Origin of the sequence: Komagataeibacter saccharivorans, assembly GCF_004348195.1 — a bacterium.
GTDB classification, from domain to species: domain Bacteria; phylum Pseudomonadota; class Alphaproteobacteria; order Acetobacterales; family Acetobacteraceae; genus Komagataeibacter; species Komagataeibacter saccharivorans.
Genome location: NZ_CP036404.1, coordinates 2,368,262 through 2,389,056 on the forward strand (window position 1 = coordinate 2,368,262; position 20,795 = coordinate 2,389,056).

Here is a 20,795-nt window from a genome sequence, read left to right on the forward strand (position 1 = left end):
GACGGGCGTGGTATAGGTACGCCATTCAATCCCGTTAAGCAGGATGTATGTGCCCCATGTCTTTCCGTGCCGCTGCGTTTTCCCGATCCTGCCTTGCCATGGGGCTGCTCACGACACTGGGGGCCACCGGCGCGTATGCGGCCGATCCCGCGCCTGCCCCGGCATCCGCGACACCGCTTCACCTGCCGGGTGAAGGACGCAACATGCCCGACAGCTTTGCCGATCTGGCGGCACGGCTGCTGCCTGCGGTTGTCAATGTTTCCACCACCGAGATGGTCCGCCCCGGCGAGGACGATGATGAAGGCGGCGATGACGGTGACAGCACGCCGCAGGTGCCAAACTTCCCCGAAGGCTCGCCGTTCGAGAAGTTCTTCCACGATTTCATGAACCGGCAGGACAGCCCCAACGCCCCGCCGCGCAAGATGCAGGCGCTGGGCTCGGGCTTCATCATCGACCCTTCCGGCGTGATCGTGACCAACAACCATGTCGTGCGCCATGCCGACCAGATCACCATTACGCTGCAGGACAATACCGTGCTCAAGGCGCGGCTGCTGGGTCATGACGACCGGACCGATCTGGCCGTGCTGAAAGTGGACAGCCCCAAACCGCTGCCCGCCGTGCCCTTTGGCGACAGCGACCATGCACGGGTCGGGGACTGGGTGCTGGCCATCGGCAATCCGTTCGGCCTGTCCGGCACGGTTACGGCGGGGATCATTTCCTCACGCGGGCGTAATATCGAACAGGGGCCGTACGATGATTTCATCCAGACGGACGCCCCCATCAACAAGGGGAATTCCGGCGGCCCTCTGTTCAACCTGCGCGGTGAGGTGATCGGGATCAACACGGCCATCTTCTCCCCTTCGGGCGGGTCGATCGGGATTGGCTTCTCCATCCCCTCCGCCGAGGCGCGGGGCATCATCGAACAGCTTCGCCATCATGGCACCGTCACGCGCGGGTGGATCGGTGTGCGCATTCAGGACGTGACGCAGGAAATCGCCGACGGGCTGGGCCTGCAGAACGCCCATGGCGCGCTGATCGCAGGTGTCGAACCCAAGGGACCCGCGGCCGCGGCCCATCTGCAGACCGGCGATGTGATCGTCAGCCTGAATGGCAAGGATATTGATGGCCGCGCACTGCCCCGGCTGGTGGCCGAACTGGCGGGTGGCAGTGTCGCGCATCTGGGCGTGTGGCGCAAAGGCCAGCAGACGAATGTCGCCATCACCATTGGCGCCCTGCCCGAAGAAAAGGCCGCCAAGGACGATCCCGACCATGCGGCCGCGAAAAAACCGGCGCAGGGCAGCGTGGCCGTAACGGGCATGGGCTTCACCGTGGGCGAGATCGACGACATCGCGCGGCAGAAATACAACATGGCCGAAGGGCAGAAAGGCGTGCTGGTGACCGGCGTGACCGAGGACAGCCCCGCTGCGGAAAGGGGCCTGCGTCCCGGTGATGTGGTGACGGAAGTGCAGCAGTCTGCCGTCAACGCGCCAGCCGACCTGCGTCGCCAGCTTGATGCCGCGCGTGCCGTGCATCGTAAGACGGTCCTGTTCCTTGTGCAGAATGCCGATGGCCTGCGCTGGGTGCCCTTTCCCCTGCCGGATAATCCCGGGCACTGATCGCACATGCACGCACGCATGAAAATCCTGCTGCATTCGATCATGCAGCAGGGCACATGGCGGCAGGTGGTGCGGATGAGCGTCTCGCTCGTCCTGTCCGGCATCGTTGCGGCCATGATCCATCTGGACGAACCGGTCTGGGCGCTTATCACCTCCGTCATCGTCATTACCCAGACGCGCCTGACCCAGACCCTTTCCACCGGGCGCGAACAGATTGTCGGCACCCTGATCGGGGCTGCCGCCGGTATGTCGGCCATCGCGCTGGAACAGTGGTATGGGTTTTCCCTGTTCGTGGTGTTCTGGGTGATGCTCATGCCGCTGGCCGTTCTGGTGGCGTTGCGACCCAAGATGCGGGTGGCGATCGTAACCCTGATGGTGGTGCTGCTGTTTCCATCCAGCGGCGCGCCGTTTTCGCGGCCCCTGCAACGTATCGCCTCGATCATGACCGGGGTTGTGGTGTCGTTTGCGGTCTCGTTCTTCGTCCTGCGGAACGAGGCGCGGCGCGAAGTGCTGACCAATTCCGCCAGCCTGCTGCGCAGGCTGGCCGATCTGGTTTCGTGCGCCCTGCACCAGCATCCCGATTATGATGCGCTGGCTACGGCGGATGTGATGTGCCGCACCCTGTTGCAGGACATCAATGACGGGGTGCAGGAAGCCGAGGTCGAACATCCCGGCACCCTTGCGCGGCATGACCCGCTGGTGGCCCGCCTGCCGGGACTTTTGCGTCGGGTCCGTGCGGATGCTATCTTTATCGCACGCGCGGCGGTTGAAGGTGAAACCGCCCGTACGGGTGACATGCTCGAACATGAGCGCGACATGCTGGCGCAGATACTGGGCCAGATGGCCGATCGCTGCGATGCGCTGGCGGCCAGCCGCCGTGGCCATGCCCCCGCGGATGAGGGCATGCGCGACATTGTGGACCGGCTGGAGCGTCAGGCAGGGGAACACTGGACCCCCGTCATGCGTTTTGCCCTGGGACTGTTGCACGCCGATATGCGGCTTGCCGTGTGCAATATCTGGTCTGATGGGCAGACCGACGAAAGTCCGTTCCCCCCTGCGGGAGACCCGGTTCTGGCCGAGGTTTCGTTCGGGCCACCGGGCGCCAGCGTGCCGGTGAAGCGATAGGGCTGCCGCGCGAACAGACATAAACAGGAGTTCAAAAGACACCATGCTGAATGAAACAACCCTGAATCATCTTCCCGCTGGCGTGCAGGCGCCGGGTTACCAACCGGCGGAGGTGGGACGAGGGATCGTTCATTTTGGTGTTGGCAATTTCTTCCGTGCGCATGAAGCCTGGTACGTGGATAAATGTCTCGCCCTGCCGGGGCAGTCGGAATGGGGCATTGTCGGGGTGGGCCTTGGTGGCGGCGCACGCGGCGCGGCCAAGGCGAAGGCGTTTCAGGAACAGGACTGCCTGTATTCCCTGACGGATGTGACCGCCGATGGCGCGCGCAGCGTGCGCGTGATCGGGGCGTTGCGCGAATACCTGCTTGCCCCCGCCAATCCCGAAGCCGTGCTGACCCGCCTTGCCGATCCGCAGACGCGAATCGTCAGCATGACGATTACCGAAGGCGGCTACAACATCGATGAGGAAACGGGGCGCTTCCGCCTCGATACCCCTGCCGTCCGTGCCGATCTGGAAAACCCGGGCACCCCCGCCACCGTGTTCGGTTACGTGGTGGAAGCCCTGCGCCGCAGGCGGGATGCGGGGATTGCGCCGTTTACCGTGCTGTCCTGTGACAACCTGCGCAGTAACGGCCATGTCGCGCATGAGGCCTTTGTCGGGTACGCACGCGCGCTGGATGCGGATCTGGCCGCATGGATCGACGCCAACGTGACCTTCCCCTGCGCCATGGTGGATCGCATCACCCCCGGCGTCGATGACGCGACCCGCAAGGCGCTGAACAAGGGCAGCGGTCTGGATGATGAACTGCCCGTCCTGGCCGAGGATTTCAGCCAGTGGGTGCTGGAGGACAAATTCTGCAATGGCCGCCCGGCGCTGGAAAAGGTCGGTGTGGAGTTCGTGGATGACGTTGCCGGTTACGAGCAGGTGAAGGTGCGCATGCTCAATGCCGCGCATCTGCTGCTGGGTTCGGCCGGGCTGCTGCTGGGTTACCGCTACGCGCATGAAACGGTGCAGGACGCGGATCTGGAACGTCTGGTCAACGCATACTGGATGCAGGACGCCATGCCGCAGATCGATGCGCCGGAAGGTGTCGATCTGGATGCCTATCGCCAGCGTCTGCTCAGCAGGTTCTCCAATCCGTCGGTGGCTGACACGCTTCTGCGCATCTGCAGTGATGGTGCATCGAAGGTGCGTGTGTTCTGGACCGATACGGTGCGTCGTTCGCTGACCAGCGGGCGGCCGCTTGAGCGTATTGCCTTCGGCATTGCCGCCTATCTGGAAATGCTGCGCGGACATGATGAGAAGGGGCAGGCGTACAAGCCGGTCGAACCGACGCTGAATGAGAAGGATCTGGCGCTGGTTCGTGCTGATGACCTTGCCGCGGCCCTTGCCCTGCCTGCCTTTGACGGCTGGCGTGACATGGACACCACGGCGCTGGACGCAGCGGTGGTTGCAGCCCGCAAGGCCATCCGCGACAAAGGACTGCGCGCCGTGCTTCCGGTGTGATCCGGTTTTATCCCCCGCTTATGTGCCGGGGGAAAGGGGCCTGCGCATCGGGCAGGCCTCGCTGCCATAGGTCGCGGCGATATGGGGTGGGATGTCCGCAATGGGGGTGAAGCCCAGATGCGTCCATAATCCACGCGCGGCCGGTGTCGCCATAAGTGCCAGCCAGTGCAGTCCGTGCTGGCGGGCCCGCCCTGTAACGATTTGTAATGCGCCCCGTGTTGCACCCTGCCCGCGCAGGGCGGGGAGGATGGCGATGTCATGGATGTACCAGCAATCGGGCTGTTCAGGCAGGGTATGGAGGTACGTATCCAGTGCGGGCGGAGATGCGACGCGCCCCGGATGGCTCAGAACATATCCGCCCGGATTGCCGCGCGCATCGGGCAGAATCAGGCATCCGGACGGACATAGCCTGCGGCGTTCATCCAGCACGTCGCGCCGCTCGGGGTAGTCAGGATGGAGTTGTGTCGCCACCGCGACAACGCCATCCAGATCGTCAGCCCGCATGGGCCGCCATGGGTTCGCGGGGGGTATCGTGGTCGGTCCGGTGGAGGGGATGGATGGGCACATGGGGGAAAATTCCGTTCCAGAAGAAGCCGTTTCCGGTAGAAGGGACGGATGATATAGCTGCCGGCGGGAGTACGGAAAACCATGACAAAAATGCGCCTGACAATACGGCTTGACGCAAATGGCAACCCGCTGCTGGGGCACGGCAAGATCAGGCTGCTGGAACAGATTGGCGAGACGGGGTCCATTTCCGCCGCCGCCCGGGCGATGGGCATGTCATATCGCAGGGCATGGCTGCTGGTCGAGGCGATGAACACCGCTTTCACGCATCCCCTGGTGTCTGCCCGCCCCGGTGGTGGGGGTGGTGCGGGCCTTTCGCCCGAAGGGGAAGCGGTACTGCGCCTGTACCGGGAAATAGAGGATGCGGCCCGCGCCGCTGCCGCGGGACCGCTTGAAACATTGGCGGGCATGTGTTCATCCCCGCCGTGAAAAAGCCATAAGCTGTCACGATCACACGTATTACCGCCCCGGCTTTACCAATAAACAAGAATAGTGTGTCAGCGCGTTAAATAAGAAAAATGAACTGGAGTTCAACTCAGTGTTACGACGTGATTTCATGAAAGCGGGTACCGCCCTGTCTGCCCTGTCTCTGGTGGGTATGGGGGCGGCACGACCTGCCGGTGCGGCTGAAAGCAGTAACTTTGACTCCACCACGGTGCGTACGCTGGCGCACCAGCTTTCACAGCAGGCTTACCAGCCGCCTTCACAGACCCTGCCTGCCCCGCTGCGTAACCTGAATTTCGATCAGTACAGTTCCATGGCTTTCCGTTCGGAACAGGCATTGTGGCATGGCGAGAATCTGGGCTTCGATGTCGAGTTCTTTCCCCGTGGCTATCTGTACGCCCCCCGGATCGAAATGAACGAGGTGATTGACGGACAGTCCCGTCCCATCACCTTCAACCCGGACATGTTTACCTATAACGATCCTGCCCTGCGGGTGAGTGACGATATCGGCTTTGCGGGGCTGCGGCTGCGCGCGCCGATCAACACGCCCGGCGTCATGGAGGAATTCTGCGTCTTCCTCGGCGCATCCTATTTCCGCGCCGTGGCGAAGGGACAGAATTACGGTCTGTCGGCACGCGGCTTCGCCAATGGCACAGGCGATCCGGCGGGTGAGGAATTTGCCCTGTTCCGCGCGTTCTGGCTGGAAAAGCCCAAGGCGGGAGTGGACAGCGTGGTCGTTCATGCGCTGCTGGACAGCCCATCGCTTGCCGGTGCGTTCCGTTTTACCATCCGCCCCGGCGAGACCACGGTATTCGATGTCCAGTCCTACCTGTATCCGCGCAAGACCCTTGCGGAATCCGGGATCGCGCCGCTTACGGGCATGTTCTATTTCGATGCGAACGACCGCGCGCGCGTGGATGACTGGCGTCCCGCCGCGCATGATAGCGAGGGCCTGCTGATGTGGACGGGCAGCAGCCAGCAGTTGTGGCGGCCGCTACGCAATCCACGTGATCTGCAGTTCTCGGCCTTCAGCGATGTCAGGCCGCATGGTTTTGGCCTCATGCAGCGCAAGCGGGCCTTTACGGATTTCGAGGACGTGGCCCTGAATTACGAAAAGCGGCCTTCCCTGTGGATCGAACCGATAGGCGACTGGGGTGCCGGTGCCGTCGATCTTGTCGAGATCCCCACACCCAATGAGGTGAATGACAACATCGTCTCCTTCTGGCGTCCGCAGGATGGCCTGACCGCGGGACGGGAATACATATTCACCTATCGCATGTACTGGGGCTGGGACACGCCCTGGCCCACGCGGCTTGCCCGTATCGCGGCAACCCGCGTGGGTGAGTCGACGGATGATTCGCATACCCGTTTCTTCGATCTCGACTTTGTCGGCGCACCGTTCGACCACCTGCCCGAAAATCCGCATTTCCACCTGCAGTGTCGCACTTCGGCTGGGGAGATACGCAATGTGGTGGTCGAACCGGTTCCCCCCATCCATGGCTGGCGCAGTACGTTCGAGTTCGCGCCCGGCGATGCAAAGGTGGCTGAACTGAACTGCGTGCTGGCCGATGACAACGGCCCCGTATCGGAAGAATGGGTGTATCGATGGACGCCGTAGGGGAAGTTCCTCCGTCCGGGCCGCCGGCGGGGGCGCCGTCCACCCTTCTGCCGCAGGGCTGGGCGGCGCTGCCACCTGCGGCACCGCTGGACATGCCCGTTCATGCGCTGGCGGATGAACCGGACCTGCATGGGCGTGGTCGTGTGCCGGTCAGCCAGTGGAAGCTGATCCACCTGCGGCGTCTGCTGGTTATCGGGGGCGCCGTCGTCATGACCGGGCTTGCCGGTTATGAAATGGATCTGGTGTTCAATGCCGTTCAGCGTTCGGTTGCCGGCATGGTGATGCTGGTGCTGTTCGTCGTGCTGTTTTTATGGATCGGGCTGGCATTTACCTCGGCCATTGCCGGGTTCTGGTCGATGCTCAACCATGGTGGTCTGGGGCTGGGGATCGAGCGCACCGGGCCGCTGCCGCGCCTGTCCAGCCGCACGGCGCTGCTCATGCCCACCTATAACGAGGACCCTGGCCGGGTCATGGCGGGCCTGCGCGCCACCATCGACAGTCTGAGCGCCACATTGCAGGAACGCGCCTTTGACGTGTTCATCCTCTCCGACACCACCGATCCGGACGTATGGGTGGCGGAAGAAGCCGCCTATATGGCGCTGTGCCGTGCGACGGGGTGGGGCGGGCGGCTGTTTTACCGTCGCCGTGCCGTCAATACCGACCGCAAGGCCGGGAACATCGCGCAGTGGGTGCGCAGCTATGGCGCGGCCTACCAGCAGATGATCACGCTGGACGCCGACAGCATCATGTCAGGCGACGTGATCGTGCGGCTGACCGCCGCCATGGAGCGTAATCCCGGCGTGGGGCTGATCCAGTCCCTGCCGGTGATCGTGAACGGGCGCACCCTGTTCGCCCGCATGCAGCAGTTTGCCGGACGTGTATACGGCCCGCTGATCGCCCACGGGATCGCATGGTGGCATGGATCGGAAGGGAATTACTGGGGGCATAACGCGGTCATCCGCACCCGGGCTTTTGCCGAACAGGCCGCACTGCCGCACCTGCCGGGCCGCAAGCCGTTTGGCGGGGCGATCATGAGCCATGATTTTGTCGAAGCCGCCCTCATGCGCCGGGGTGGCTGGGCAATCCACATGGTTCCGGCTCTACACGGATCGTATGAGGAAAGCCCGCCCTCCCTGACCGATATCGCCATCCGCGACCGGCGCTGGTGTCAGGGTAACCTGCAGCATGCCAAGGTGATATCCGCCCGGGGCCTGCACTGGATCAGCCGCATGCACATGCTCATGGGCATCGGGTCTTATGTCACGTCGCCGCTGTGGCTGGTCTTCCTGCTGGTGGGCATCGTGGTTTCGCTGCAGAATCGGTTCTACAAGCCGGAATATTTTGGGGATACCAAGCTGCTCTATCCCCACTGGCCGCATGTTGACCCGGTGCAGGCCGAATACATGTTCCTGGGTACCATGTTCGTGCTGCTGGCGCCCAAACTGCTTGCTTATGTCCTGCTGCTGCTGGACGGGCCGCTGCGGCGCGGCTGTGGGGGCGCGATTGCCGCGGCCGCATCCATTGTGGCTGAAACGCTGGTGGGCGGCCTGCTGGCCCCCATCGCCATGATGATCCAGACCGGGGGCGTCCTTTCCATCCTGATGGGGCGTGATTCCGGCTGGAACGCCCAGCGGCGCGATGCGGGCGGCCTGCAGATCATGGCCAATGTGCGGCTGTACATGCTCCATACCATACTGGGTCTGGCACTGGCCGCCGCCGCATGGAGCGTCTCGCTGCCGCTGTTCCTGTGGATGCTGCCGGTCACCCTTGGGCTGGTCTGCGCCATTCCGCTGGCCGTGCTGACCGGAAGCGTTGCGGTGGGACAGGCATTCCGTCGCGTCCGCCTGCTGCTGATACCCGAAGAAACCGCACCGCCTTCGGTTCTGAACGAGGCCGTGACCTATATGGACCAGATGGCGGGCCATCCGGTGCAGGAAGCCATTGCCGCCCTGCGGGCGCGGGCGGGGCTGCTGCGGGTGCATGAAATCATGCTGCCGCCACCACGCCGCAAGGGCGACCCGATCAATCCGGCCCTGCTGGTCGGGCTGCTGAAACTGCGCGAGGCCCCTGATGTGGAAACGGCGGTGCGTGAACTCAACCGTGCGGAAAAATCCGCCGTTCTGGGCAATGCGGAGGGGCTGCGCCTGATCGCGCAGCTTCCCTGACGCGCCCGGACTGTGGGGCCGTCAGTCGCTTGACGTGCCCTGCGGGGCGGAAATGACTTCCTCCCCTTCATCCGAACCATCGACCGACATCACCGCATCAAGCGCATTGCACAGTTTCTTCTGGTTCGCGCTGGCGGACGAACCGGGTGCTTCGCAGAATTTGGCGGCATCGGGGACACAGGTTTCCGTCGCGTCCTCATAATCGGACGTCATCACGTCATGCGCCAGCGACAGGTTGGGGTTATGCGCGCTTTCGCCTGCTTCCTCGATAATCTTTTCCATCTTGTGCAGGTCATCGAGCTTGTCGAGGCATGCCTGACTGGCCAGATCCGGCTTGAGTCGCAGCACATCCAGCGCGCGCTGGACTTTCTGCACCGACAGGCTCTGCCCATGGGCGGGCGCGCATAGCAGCGGGGAAGAAAGCAGTAACGCGATCGGCAGTGCGGCAAGGCGTAGAGACGGGTTGATGTTCACCGTGACCGTTCCGTTTGTCCATATCCCCGGCATGGGTGATGCGGCAGGCAACGGCAGCCGCATGCGGGAGTGAGGCCCCGCCGGACAGGCGGGAGCGGGAGGAGACTATGACAGGAACCCATCCGTTATGAAAGATGGTCCAGACGCTGGGCGCATGCAAGGTCTGCGCAAAATGTGATCCAGAATCTTCTGATATAATAAGGGACAAATGGGAATTGCGTCAAAAATTTGAGAATTCCCTTACATTCATGCGGTTTTTTGAGTATAGATTGATCCCACTGAATATATTTTTTGCGCTTTGGCGGAGGTTGGAAACTATCGCATCACTGTGAAATCGTTCGAAACTGCAACGATTTTGTATATCTGTTCAATTAATGGTCTTTCTGGCGGTGAGAGATCACATAATCGTACCGGCTATTCGGCACGTTTTTGTGTTTTTTCATCAATTTGTAATGAAAGTCGTGCCACAGGGCACGTTTTCCTGCTGGATTGACGAATTCTGTCGGTGACATAGAGGGGAAAGCGCTTTTCCAGCCCGATGCGCTGCTGGTCCGGCGCTGAAATCCGCGCCACGTTTTCCCTGCTGTAACCGGCCCGGGCGCCCGCATGCCCGACCTTATGAAACTGAGGTTCCGCACTGGAGTTCCGGGCAAGGCCCGGATTGTGCGGACGCAGCCTGCATCGACGCTCCGCAATGAGGTGGAGCCCCTCATCTTCGTGTCGGCTGCCTGTGAAAGAGGAGTATCTCCCCTTGAAACAGACAGACAATCTGTCCGAATCAACGTCCTTCGCTGACCGGCTTGGCATTCCGGCACCCCTGTTCTGGGGTTTTGTCGGCCTGCTGTTCTTCATGATCGGTGATGGGGTGGAGGCCGGCTATCTGGCCCCCTATCTGGAGGGGCAGGGCATTTCATCGCGCAATACCGCGCTGCTGTTTACCATTTATGGTGTGACCGTCTCGCTGTCCTCATGGGCATCGGGGCCGCTGTCCGATCTGTGGGGCCCCAAGCGGGTCATGTGGATCGGCCTTGCCATCTGGGGCGTGTTCGAGGTCGTCTTCCTGACCTTCGGCGTGGCCGTCAACAGCTATCCCATCATGCTGGCCGCCTATACCATGCGTGGCTTTGGCTATCCGCTGTTCACCTATGGCTTCCTGGTCTGGATCGCGGCCGCGACCCCGCCGCGTCAGCTTGGCTCGGCCGCGGGCTGGTTCTGGTTCGCCTTCTCCGGCGGACTGCCCACGCTGGGTTCGCTGTTCGCCAGCTTCTCCATTCCGCTGATTGGCGAAATGGCGACGTTCTGGTCCTCGCTGGCGCTGGTCATGTTCGGTGGCCTGCTGGCCCTGCTGATGACGCGTGAGCCCATCGGTTCCCGCCGCCTTGCCCCAGTGGGCACGAAGCCCGGCACGATCTTCTTCAGTTCGATCAGCATCCTGTGGCGTGAGCCCAAGACGTTTGTCGCCATGATCGTGCGGACCATCAACACGTCGTCCGAATATGCGTTCCTGGTCATCATGCCGGCGTTCTTCACCAAGGTGATCGGCTTCTCGCTGTCGCAGTGGCTGCAGCTTCTGTCGATCATCTTCCTGTCGAACATTCTGGTGAACCTTGTGTCCGGCATCACGGCTGACCGTCTGGGTCACCGCACCGTTGTTGCCCTGTTCGGCTGCGTGGGTGCTGCGATCACCGTGCCGCTGTTCTACTATGTGCCGCAGATGTTCCCCGGCAACTTCCCCATCGCGGCTGCCATGGGTGCGCTGTATGGCGCGACGATTGCCGCCTTCGTGCCGCTGTCCGGTCTGGTGCCGCAGATCTGCCCGAAGGAAAAGGCTGCCGCCCTGTCCGCTCTGGGTCTGGGTGCCGGTGCCAGCACATGGGTTGGTCCGGCCATTGTGACGTGGTTTGAAAGCTGGCGCGGGATCGAGGGGATCATCTGGATCTTCTCCGGCCTGTATGTTGCCTCGGCCCTGATGACGCTGGTGCTGACCGTCTCGCCCGAAGCCCGTCGTTACATTGACGCCGCTGCCGCACGCGGTGATGTGGCGGAAGAAGTGACGCTTGGTCACTGATCCATCATGAATCCTGATCCGGTCGGGTGTTCCGATACGGGTGGAAAACGGGTCTGCCGCAAGGCAGGCCCGTTTTTTATTGTCCTCAAGGTTGCAGGTGAGATGACAGGCTCAGCCTGAAATGCTGGCGTTCAGGGCGATTTTCCCGCGGGCTGGCGCAACCGGTCGTATGGACGGAAACCGGGCAATAGCCGAAGTTTCTGGTGAGGATTTTTTCAAAAAGATTCGAAAAAAAACACAGTCTTCTTGAAAAAAGGCGGCATCCGGAAATGCTCACCTGTCAACCGTATGTTTTCAGGCAGTGACGCACCGATGCGATGAACCATAGGGCGGAAATATGAGGCGACAGGGCATGAAAAAGGCCGGTCCCCATGGGGCCGGCCTTTTTCATGTCTGTTCAGATGCTGCGTTCAGGCCGCCTGCGCGGGCTGCGCGGCCGGTCCGTGCCGCCGGGGCGGGGGGTATTGCGCTGTTCCCCGGTCTTTAGCGCCGGGGCTGCGCTGATTTCGCTTTCAAGCTGGCGGATGCGTTTTTGCACGCTTTCGCGCAGGGCGGGCGATGTATGCGATTTCATGGAAGCCAGCGTTTCGCGCAGGTCGCGCAGTTGCTTCTGCTTTTCAGGAAGCGTGCGACGGATCGGCTGGTTGTCGGACATCTGTCCGTGGAATGCGCGCATGATCAGGTATCCTGTGGACCTCGGGTCCAGGAAATGAGTTGTTAACCATATGTGGAAAGGTGGACAGCACGTACTGACCCGTAGCCCGCCTGTGGGCGGGGCAGCGGGTGCAGTGTGTGATGAACCGGGGGCTAGCCCCCGTTCTGCGCAAACACGTCGGCCAGTCCTGTTACCAGGGCATCGCATTCGGCGTCGGTGCCGATGCTGATGCGCAGCCATTGTGCGATACGCGGGGTCCGGAAATGACGCACGATGATCGCCCGTTCCCTCAGGGCAGACGCCAGATATGCCGCATCACGGTCCGGGTGCCGGGCAAATATGAAATTTGCCTGCGACGGCAGAACCTCAAACCCCATCTTTCCCAGGCTGTCGGTCAGCCTGTTGCGTGAGCTTATGATCTTCCCGGTGGTCTTTGCAAGCCATTCCCTGTCCTCGATCGCGGCAATGGCGCCCACCTGCGCCAGACGGTCCAGCGGATAGGAATTGAAGCTGTCCTTTATGCGGGTCAGGGCGGCAACCAGATCAGGCTGGCCAATGGCATAACCCACGCGCAGCCCGGCGAGTGCGCTGGATTTGGACAGCGTGCGCACCACCAGCAGGTTGGGATACTGCGTAACCAGCGAAATCGCCGTCTGCGCGCCAAAATCGACATAGGCTTCATCAACCACCACCACCGCATCGGGGTGTTCATCTAGCAGGACGCGGATACGGGACAGGTCAAGCGCTATGCCGGTGGGGGCGTTGGGGTTGGGAATGATGATGCCGCCGCACGGCCTGCGGTAATCGGTGATGTCAATGCGCATCGCCTCATCCAGCGGCACCGTCTCGTGCCGGATGCCGTACAGGCCGCAATAGACGGGGTAGAAGCTGTACGTGATGTCGGGGAAAAGCAGCGGGTTTTCGTGGTTGAGCAGCCCCTGGAAGGCGTGGGCCAGCACTTCGTCCGAGCCATTGCCGACAAATACATGATCGGTTGGTACGCCATGGTCCTGCGCGATCGTGGCGCACAGCGCCTGCGCGGTCGGGTCGGGGTAAAGGCGCAGCGTGTCGTCCACCGCCGCCTTCAGCGCCGCGATGACCTTCGGCGACGGGCCGTACGGGCATTCATTGGTGTTCAGCTTGATCAGGTTGGCCAGTCTGGGCTGCTCCCCCGGTACATACGGGGTCAGGGTGTGGACGACAGGGCTCCAGAAACGGCTCATCAGGGAAAATTCCAGATCAACAGGGGCAAAAAAATATGCGCCACCATAACGCGATATGGCGGCGCATAAAGGGGGAAAGGCGTAGGGATCAGGCCTGCGTGGCGGCAGCATCCGGGGTGCGGTTCATCGCCGCCAGCAGGGCCGTCTTGCCCTGCCGTGTTGCGAAGATGCGCGCGCTGATTCCCTCCCCGTCCCGCAGGTCGGGATTGGCGCCGTGTTCAAGCAGGAAGGGGACCATGGAATCGCGGTTGAACATCACCGCGAAGATCAGCGGCGTACGCCCCACAAAATTGGGTATGTCGATGCCCGCGCCATATTCCACGAGTACCCGGGCGCAGGGCAGGTCGCCCTTGAAGGCGACACCAGCCAGCGCGGTCGCCCCCTTGTCATCCTGCAGGTCGGGGGCAGCGCCACCGGCCAGCAGGGCGCGCACGGTTTCGGCATGGCCGTTATAGGCGGCCAGGATCAGGGCCGTGTAGCCTTTGTCGTTGCGTGTATCGGGGTTTATGCCCGCGGAAAGGAATTCGTTTACAAGATCCGTCTGCCCGTCGCGCGCGGCGGACAGGAACAGGGCCTCGATTTCCGCGGTGCTGAAGGATTCGGGTGCGGCGGCAGGGGTGTCGCTGGCGGTTGTATTGCTCATATGCCTGTCTCGCTGGTCGGTTTGCGGAAAACGGGGGGCCGTTCCGCCTGGAGCCGGTGCATCATAGGATGGTTCGGCTGAAAAGAACATCGGGCAATCATGCCCGCTCGGGTGGGGACCATGTCATGTTGCGGCATTCCCCATGCTGTAGCACGCCCATGGTATCGGGCGGCAGGCCCCTGTCACGCAGGGCCTGCGCCAGACGGTGGACCGGCTCATCCATCGGTTCGTCGGTCAGGCGGAAAGTGCCGAAATGCATGCCGATTCCCCGTCCGGCTTCCAGTTCGCGCAGGCCGGATACGGCTTCCTCGGGCGTGGCATGCACGCTGGCCATGAGCGCGCGCGGGGCATAGGCCCCGATGGGCAGCAGCGCGATATCGGGCGCGCCCAGCCGTTCCCGGATCAGCGCCCAGTGGCGGCCATGCGCCGTATCCCCGGCGAAGAAGAGCTGGTGGCCAGTTTCGTCACGCAGCATGAACCCGCCCCACAGACTTTTGTTGTGATCAAAAGGCGTGCGGGCCGCGCCATGCACGGCAGGCGTGCAGGTGATCTGCGCGCCCGCACTGCTGACAGCCTGCCACCAGTCCAGTTCCATGATACGGCGCAGGCCGGTCTTACGCAGGAAACGGGCGTTCTGTAGCGGTGTGATGACCAGCGGGTCGTCGCCCCGGCGTGCCAGCGCGCGCAGGCTGGGCAGGTCCATGTGGTCGTAATGGGCGTGTGAGACCAGCACGATGTCCACCTTCGGCAGATCCGCAAGCTGGCGTCCCGGCGCGCGCACGCGTCGTGGCCCCAGAAAGGACAGCGGGGAACAACGTTGTGAGAAGATCGGGTCCGTCAGGATGGTCGTTATCGTCCCGTCGGGACGGGGCATCCGGATCAGGAAGGTGCTGTGCCCGATAAATGTTAGTTGTACGCCGCCGTGTGGCACACCGGCATGCGGGTTGCCCATGGGGTGGGGATTTTCGATCCATGAAGGCCAGTCCGATTTCGGCCGGTTCCACTGCCATTTCAGGATGGAAAGTGGCCGGATACGGCTGCTTCCGGCGGTTTCGCGGCGAAGGTAAGGCGGGTTGAAAAAGCGTGTTCCGTCCGTGTGATCGCTGTGGGGCAGCGGCTTCATGCGCGATCTCCATGGTGCCTGCGCGTTCTGGATGGACAGGAGAAAGGGGCCGCGCCGTCGTGTCAAATCCGGCCCCTCTGGCGGCTCCGTGCAACCCGATAACCGACCATACGCTGGTACTACCGGGAAGCAGGGCAGGGGATACCGGGACGAATGGCGCTGGTAACGGCTTGATGAGATGGCTTGTTCCGGCCCCAAGGTCGTGAGAAGGTGCGTGCCGTCAAGAGCCTTTTGGCCCCGTGTCCCCCATTCTGTGGCCTGCGGGCGACAGGCTGCGGGTGGTTGCGGAAAGAAGAGCAAGAAAGGTTGTCCGGCCCCCTGTGTCCTGCCCGGCCTGACCCGGATATCAACCATGGCTGTAAGGAGGCCGGTTTTTATGCGTTCCGTGTTTACATCTCCCCCGATGGCACCAGAAGGAGGCGGCAGCATGCCTGCCAATATCGATACGCTGTGCATCAATACGATTCGCACGCTGTCCATGGACGCGGTGCAGAAGGCGAATTCCGGCCATCCCGGCACAGCCATGGCGCTTGCCCCCGTTGGTTATACGCTGTGGCGCGACGTGCTGAACTATGATCCCGCCGAACCGCTATGGCCCAACCGCGACCGTTTCGTGCTGTCGATCGGGCACGCGTCGATGCTGCTGTATTCGCTGATCTACCTTGCCGGTATCCGCGATGTGCGTCCGGGGAAGGCGCCGGGCAACGGCCCGGCCCTGACGCTGGAAGACCTTGAGCAGTTCCGCCAGCTCGACTCGCTCACCCCCGGTCATCCGGAATATCACCATACCGCCGGTGTCGAAACCACGACCGGCCCGCTGGGTCAGGGCTGCGGCAACTCCGTCGGCATGGCGATTGCGGAAAAATGGCTGGCCGAACGCTATAACCGCCCCGGCTTTAAGCTGTTTGACCATCACATCTACACATTGTGCGGTGATGGCGACAATATGGAAGGCGTAGCCAGCGAGGCCGCATCCATTGCGGGCCATCTGAAGCTTGGCAACCTGACATGGATCTATGACAGCAACCGCATTTCCATCGAAGGCTCGACCGACCTCGCCTTCACCGAAAGCGTGCACAAGCGCTACGAAGCCTATGGCTGGCACGTCCTTGAACTGAAGGACGCCAACGATACGGGTGACTTCCGCCGGCTGCTGGCGGAAGCCAAGGCCGAAACGTCGCGCCCCACGCTGATCATCGTCCATTCCATCATCGGCTGGGGTGCGCCGCACCTTGCCGGCACGGCGGAAGCCCACGGCGCGCCGCTGGGCGTGGAAGAAATCCGCGAGACCAAGAAATTCTACGGCTGGCCGGAAGACAGGAACTTCTATGTGCCCGACGGGGTCGAAGCGCATTTCCAGCAGGGGATCGCAACGCGCGGCGCCGCCGCAAGCAAGGCATGGAACGAACTGTTCGCGGCCTATCGCGCCCGGTATCCCGATGAAGCCGCACAGCTTGACCACATCTTCGCGGGCACCCTGCCCGAAGGGTGGGACAGGGACATCCCGGTATTCGACACGGATGCGAAGGGTGTGGCTTCGCGCGCAAGCTCGGGCAAGGTGCTCAATGCGGTTGCGAAGAACTATCCGTGGCTGATCGGTGGTTCGGCGGATCTGTCGCCTTCCACCAAGACGCACCTGACCTTTGACGGCGCGGGCGATTTCCAGCCGCCGCAATGGGGCGGGTCCTATGGCGGGCGCAACCTGCATTTCGGCGTGCGTGAACATGCCATGGGGTCGATCAGCAATGGTATCGCCCTGTATGGCATCCATGCCTACTGCTCGGGCTTCCTGATCTTTTCCGATTACATGAAGCCGCCCATCCGCCTGTCGTCGCTGATGAAGCTGCCGGTCACCTATATCTTCACGCATGATTCGATCGGCGTGGGGGAAGATGGCCCGACCCACCAGCCCATCGAGCAGCTTGCCCAGCTTCGCGCCACACCGGGCGTGACCGTGCTGCGCCCCGGCGATGCGAACGAAGTGGCGGAGGCGTGGCGCACGCTGATCCAGATCCGCGACCGGCCCAGCGTGCTGGCGCTGAGCCGCCAGAACCTGCCAACCATCTGCCGCAAGACCTATGCGCCGGCAACAGGTCTGGCAAAAGGCGCCTATATCCTTGCGGATAGCGAGGGGCGTCCCGATGTGATCCTTATGGCCACGGGCAGCGAAGTCGGACTGATCATCAAGGCGGCGGAAAAACTGAAGGCGGACGGGATCAAGGTACGCCTTGTCTCCATGCCGTCATGGGACCTGTTCGAGGCCCAGCCCAAATCCTATCGCGACAGTGTGCTGCCGCCGGATGTCACCGCGCGCGTGGCGGTGGAAATGGCGGCACAGCTTGGATGGGACCGTTACACCGGCCTTGCGGGTGAGACGATCGTCATGCACGGCTTCGGGGCATCCGCCCCGGCGGAAAAGCTGGAAGTCAAGTTCGGCTTCACGGTGGAGGCCGTCGTGGCCGCCGCCCGCAGGCAGGCCGGAAAATAGAGGATACGACGAAAGCAGGCAGGACCCTTGGTCCTGCCTGCACTGTTTCTGAGGAACTGGTAAGGCGACAGGAAATCTTTCGCGTCGCTGGAAGATAAAGGAAGCACAGCCATGACTGCGCGTGAATCTGGTGGGGAAAATCCGCTAAAGGAACTGGCCCGGTATAATCAGTCCCCCTGGCTGGATTTCATCCAGCGTTCCTATACTGAGAATGGCAGCCTGAAAAAACTGGTGGAAGAAGACGGGCTGAAGGGCGTGACCTCCAACCCGGCCATTTTCCAGAAGGCGATGGGTCAGGGCACGGATTACGATGCGCAGATCCGCTCGGTGCTGGAACACCGGATTGTCGATGCGGGCACGCTGTATGAACTGCTGGCCATTGATGACATCCGCGCGGCGGCGAAGGTGCTCTATCCCGTCTATGAACAGACGAAGGGCGTGGACGGTTATGTCAGCCTTGAGGTCTCGCCCTATCTGGCGCGCGATACCGAAGGCACGCTGCATGAGGCCCTGCGTCTGTGGAAAGCGGTTGATGCCCGCAACCTCATGATCAAGATTCCCGGCACTGACGAAGGCGTTCCCGCCGTAAAGGCCGCCATCGCGCAGGGTCTGAGCATCAACGTCACCCTGCTGTTCTCGATCGATGCCTACAAAAAAGTGCTGGAAGCCTATATCGCCGGGCTGGAAGAACGCCTCGCCCGTGGCGAGAGCGTGAAGGGCATCGCCAGCGTCGCCTCGTTCTTCGTCAGCCGTATCGATGTGAAGATCGACAAGGAAATCGATACCCGCGTCGCCGCTGGCGACAGGGAAGCGGCCAGCCTGAAGGCGCTGCGCGGCAAGGTCGCCATCGCCAACGCCAAGATGGCCTATGAATACTGGAAGGAAGTGACGGCAAGCCCGCGCTGGAAGAAGCTGGCCGATGCCGGTGCCCATCCGCAGCGCCTGCTGTGGGCCAGCACCGGTACGAAGGACAAGTCCTTCAGCGACGTGCTGTATGTCGATGGCCTGATCGGGCCGGAGACGGTCAACACCATCCCGCCTGCCACGTTCGATGCCTTCCGTGACCACGGCAAGGTGGCTGAAACCCTGACGCAGGATGTGGCTGGCGCACGTAAGGTGCTGGCGGAAGCTGAACGTCTGGGCCTTGACCTCGATGGCGTGACCACGACGCTGGTTGATGAAGGTGTCGCCTCCTTCGCGGATGCGTTTGACGACCTGCTGGGGTCGGTCGCGGCCAAGCAGGCGGCATTCCTTGGCAAGAAGGTTACGTCCACGGCACTGAAGCTGCCTGCCGATCTGCACAAGGCCGTTGATGCGGAACTGGAGGAATGGCGCAAGGCGGGCAAGGTGCGTCGCCTGTGGAACCGGGACGCAACATTGTGGACCGGTCAGGATGAGGCAAGCTGGCTGAAATGGCTGGACATCACCGATGACCAGATTGCAGCCCTGTCGAAGTTCGAGGAATTCCAGGCGGAAGTGAAAGCACGCGGTTTCCGCGATGCGCTGCTGTTGGGCATGGGTGGTTCCAGCCTTGGCCCGGAAGTGCTGGCCCAGACATTCGGCAAGCATGAAGGCTTCCCGCACCTGTATGTCCTCGACAGCACGGACCCGCAGCAGATCCGTGATTTCGAAAAAAAGATCGATATTTCCAAGACCCTGTTCATCGTTTCGTCCAAGTCGGGCGGCACGCTGGAGCCGAACATCCTCAAGGCCTATTTCTTCGATGAAGCGAAGAAGGTTCTGGGGGACAGGGCCGGATCTCACTTCGTTGCCGTGACCGATCCCGGATCGCACATGGAAGACGTGGCGAAGAAGGACGGTTTCTGGAAAATCTTCTATGGCGAAAAGCAGATCGGGGGCCGGTATTCCGTGCTGTCCGATTTCGGGCTGGTGCCCGCCGCCATCGCTGGCCTGCCGCTCAGGCTGCTGCTGGAATCCGCCCTGTATGGCGAAAAGTCATGCGCCGCTTCCGTCCCGCCCGCGCGTAATGCCGGTGTGGTGCTGGGCAGCGTGCTGGGTGTGGCCGCGCGCGATTTCGGGCGCGACAAGGTGACCATCATCGCATCCCCCGGCATTTACGACATGGGGGCATGGCTGGAGCAGTTGCTGGCGGAATCGACGGGCAAGGAAGGCCGCGGCCTGATCCCCATCGATGACGAGACCATCGGCAGGCCCGACGTGTATGGCAAGGACCGGGTCTTCATTTACCTGCGTCTGGCTGAAGATCCCTGCCCGAAGCAGGATGCGGCCTTCGCGGCGCTGGCCGAAGCGGGTGAGCCGGTCGTGACCATCGAACTGCACGAACGCCGTCAGGTGCTGGAAGAGTTCTTCCGCTGGGAATTCGCGACCGCTGTTGCGGGTTCGATCATCGGGATCAACGCCTTCAACCAGCCCGATGTCGAGGCGTCGAAGATCGAAACCAAGAAGATCACCACCGCCTATAACGAAACCGGCAAGCTGCCGCCGTACGAGCCGTTTGCGAAGGATGGCCCGTTTGCCTTCTATGCCGATCCGAAAAACGCGGCGGCGCTGAAGGGCGGTACGTCGGCGGATGCGATCCTGAAGGCCCATTTCGCCCGTGCGAAGGCGGGTGATTACGTGGCCCTGCTGGCCTATATCGACCGTGATACCGCAACGCGGGAATGGATACAGACGGTCCGCCTTGGCCTGCGCGATGCGCTGAAGGTGGCGACGGCGGCGGAATTCGGCCCCCGTTTCCAGCATTCGACCGGACAGGCCTACAAGGGCGGCCCCGACACCGGCGTATTCCTGCAGATCACATGCGATGACGCCGTAAACCTGCCCGTGCCGGGTGAGAAATACACTTTCGGCATCGTGAAGGAGGCGCAGGCCCGTGGTGACATGGAAGTACTGGCCGAACGGGGGCGTCGCGTGCTGCGCGTCCATATCCATGGCGATCTGAAATCAGGGCTTGAGAAACTGGCCCAGGATATCGCCCGCGCGGTGTAATCCACATTTACGGACCCGTCCCTCCCCCGGAGGGGCGGGTTTTTGATAACGGTCATTGGGAAATGGTCACGAAGGCGGTAGGCATACAGCCTTAACCCCATCTTCAGGAGTG

At 62.3% G+C, this 20,795-nt stretch carries 15 protein-coding genes; 9 read left to right on the forward strand and 6 right to left on the reverse strand.

The window, feature by feature from the left end:
• The first annotated feature begins 56 nt into the window (after positions 1-56).
• The 3 genes from KSAC_RS10880 to KSAC_RS10890 are packed head-to-tail and all read left to right on the forward strand — an operon-like array spanning position 57 to position 4,248.
• On the forward strand, positions 57-1,616 hold the full coding sequence (locus KSAC_RS10880; protein WP_110547513.1) for a DegQ family serine endoprotease: 1,560 nt from the start codon (positions 57-59) through the stop codon (positions 1,614-1,616).
• A 6-nt stretch (positions 1,617-1,622) separates the two neighbouring features.
• Positions 1,623-2,741, forward strand: a complete 1,119-nt coding sequence (locus KSAC_RS10885) for an FUSC family protein (protein ID WP_102325166.1) — start codon at positions 1,623-1,625, stop codon at positions 2,739-2,741.
• A 43-nt stretch (positions 2,742-2,784) separates the two neighbouring features.
• Positions 2,785-4,248 carry a mannitol dehydrogenase family protein gene (locus KSAC_RS10890; RefSeq protein WP_132305399.1) on the forward strand — a complete coding sequence of 488 codons (1,464 nt, stop codon included), beginning with the start codon at positions 2,785-2,787 and terminating at the stop codon, positions 4,246-4,248.
• 18 nt (positions 4,249-4,266) lie between these two features.
• On the opposite strand, the gene KSAC_RS10895 is transcribed toward KSAC_RS10890, so the two are convergent.
• Complete coding sequence (locus KSAC_RS10895; protein WP_243705204.1) at positions 4,267-4,815, reverse strand: GNAT family N-acetyltransferase; 549 nt, start codon at positions 4,813-4,815, stop codon at positions 4,267-4,269.
• Positions 4,816-4,896: 81 nt separating this feature from the next.
• Between KSAC_RS10895 and KSAC_RS10900 the strand changes: the two genes are divergently transcribed.
• The 3 genes from KSAC_RS10900 (at position 4,897) to mdoH (ending at position 9,039) form a co-directional block, all read left to right on the forward strand.
• Entirely contained in the window at positions 4,897-5,241 is a 345-nt protein-coding gene (locus tag KSAC_RS10900; RefSeq protein ID WP_110547510.1) for a winged helix-turn-helix domain-containing protein, read from the forward strand.
• Positions 5,242-5,368: 127 nt separating this feature from the next.
• Entirely contained in the window at positions 5,369-6,874 is a 1,506-nt protein-coding gene (locus tag KSAC_RS10905) for a glucan biosynthesis protein (RefSeq protein WP_110547509.1), read from the forward strand.
• The gene (gene mdoH, locus KSAC_RS10910) at positions 6,862-9,039 is read left to right on the forward strand and encodes a glucans biosynthesis glucosyltransferase MdoH (protein WP_102325170.1); all 2,178 of its coding nucleotides are present in this window, start codon (positions 6,862-6,864) and stop codon (positions 9,037-9,039) included. The genes KSAC_RS10905 and mdoH overlap by 13 nt, the downstream gene beginning before the upstream one ends.
• 21 nt (positions 9,040-9,060) lie before the next feature.
• Here mdoH and KSAC_RS10915 read toward each other — a convergent pair whose 3' ends face one another.
• Positions 9,061-9,576 carry a hypothetical protein gene (locus KSAC_RS10915; protein ID WP_243705205.1) on the reverse strand — a complete coding sequence of 172 codons (516 nt, stop codon included), beginning with the start codon at positions 9,574-9,576 and terminating at the stop codon, positions 9,061-9,063.
• 688 nt (positions 9,577-10,264) lie between these two features.
• On the opposite strand from KSAC_RS10915, the gene KSAC_RS10920 reads away from it, so the two are divergent.
• Positions 10,265-11,581 (forward strand): MFS transporter, encoded by a 1,317-nt coding sequence (locus KSAC_RS10920; RefSeq protein ID WP_102325171.1) that lies wholly within the window; start codon positions 10,265-10,267, stop codon positions 11,579-11,581.
• A 397-nt stretch (positions 11,582-11,978) separates the two neighbouring features.
• Here KSAC_RS10920 and KSAC_RS10925 read toward each other — a convergent pair whose 3' ends face one another.
• The 4 genes from KSAC_RS10925 to KSAC_RS10940 all read right to left on the reverse strand — a co-directional run bounded on the left by KSAC_RS10925 (position 11,979) and on the right by KSAC_RS10940 (position 15,225).
• A complete protein-coding gene (locus tag KSAC_RS10925; RefSeq protein ID WP_102325172.1) occupies positions 11,979-12,257 on the reverse strand; it encodes a mitochondrial import receptor subunit TOM20 in 279 nt (92 codons plus the stop codon).
• Positions 12,258-12,388: 131 nt separating this feature from the next.
• The gene (gene hisC, locus KSAC_RS10930; protein ID WP_132305401.1) at positions 12,389-13,459 is read right to left on the reverse strand and encodes a histidinol-phosphate transaminase; all 1,071 of its coding nucleotides are present in this window, start codon (positions 13,457-13,459) and stop codon (positions 12,389-12,391) included.
• Positions 13,460-13,547: 88 nt separating this feature from the next.
• Positions 13,548-14,102, reverse strand: coding sequence for an ankyrin repeat domain-containing protein (locus KSAC_RS10935; protein ID WP_132305403.1), 555 nt, complete (start codon positions 14,100-14,102; stop codon positions 13,548-13,550).
• 97 nt (positions 14,103-14,199) lie between these two features.
• Complete coding sequence (locus KSAC_RS10940) at positions 14,200-15,225, reverse strand: MBL fold metallo-hydrolase (protein WP_132305405.1); 1,026 nt, start codon at positions 15,223-15,225, stop codon at positions 14,200-14,202.
• A 376-nt stretch (positions 15,226-15,601) separates the two neighbouring features.
• Between KSAC_RS10940 and tkt the strand changes: the two genes are divergently transcribed.
• Together tkt and KSAC_RS10950 are read left to right on the forward strand one after the other, a co-directional pair.
• Positions 15,602-17,713 carry a transketolase gene (gene tkt, locus KSAC_RS10945; protein WP_102325174.1) on the forward strand — a complete coding sequence of 704 codons (2,112 nt, stop codon included), beginning with the start codon at positions 15,602-15,604 and terminating at the stop codon, positions 17,711-17,713.
• 111 nt (positions 17,714-17,824) lie between these two features.
• Positions 17,825-20,683 (forward strand): bifunctional transaldolase/phosoglucose isomerase, encoded by a 2,859-nt coding sequence (locus KSAC_RS10950; protein ID WP_132305407.1) that lies wholly within the window; start codon positions 17,825-17,827, stop codon positions 20,681-20,683.
• Positions 20,684-20,795: the final 112 nt, after the last annotated feature.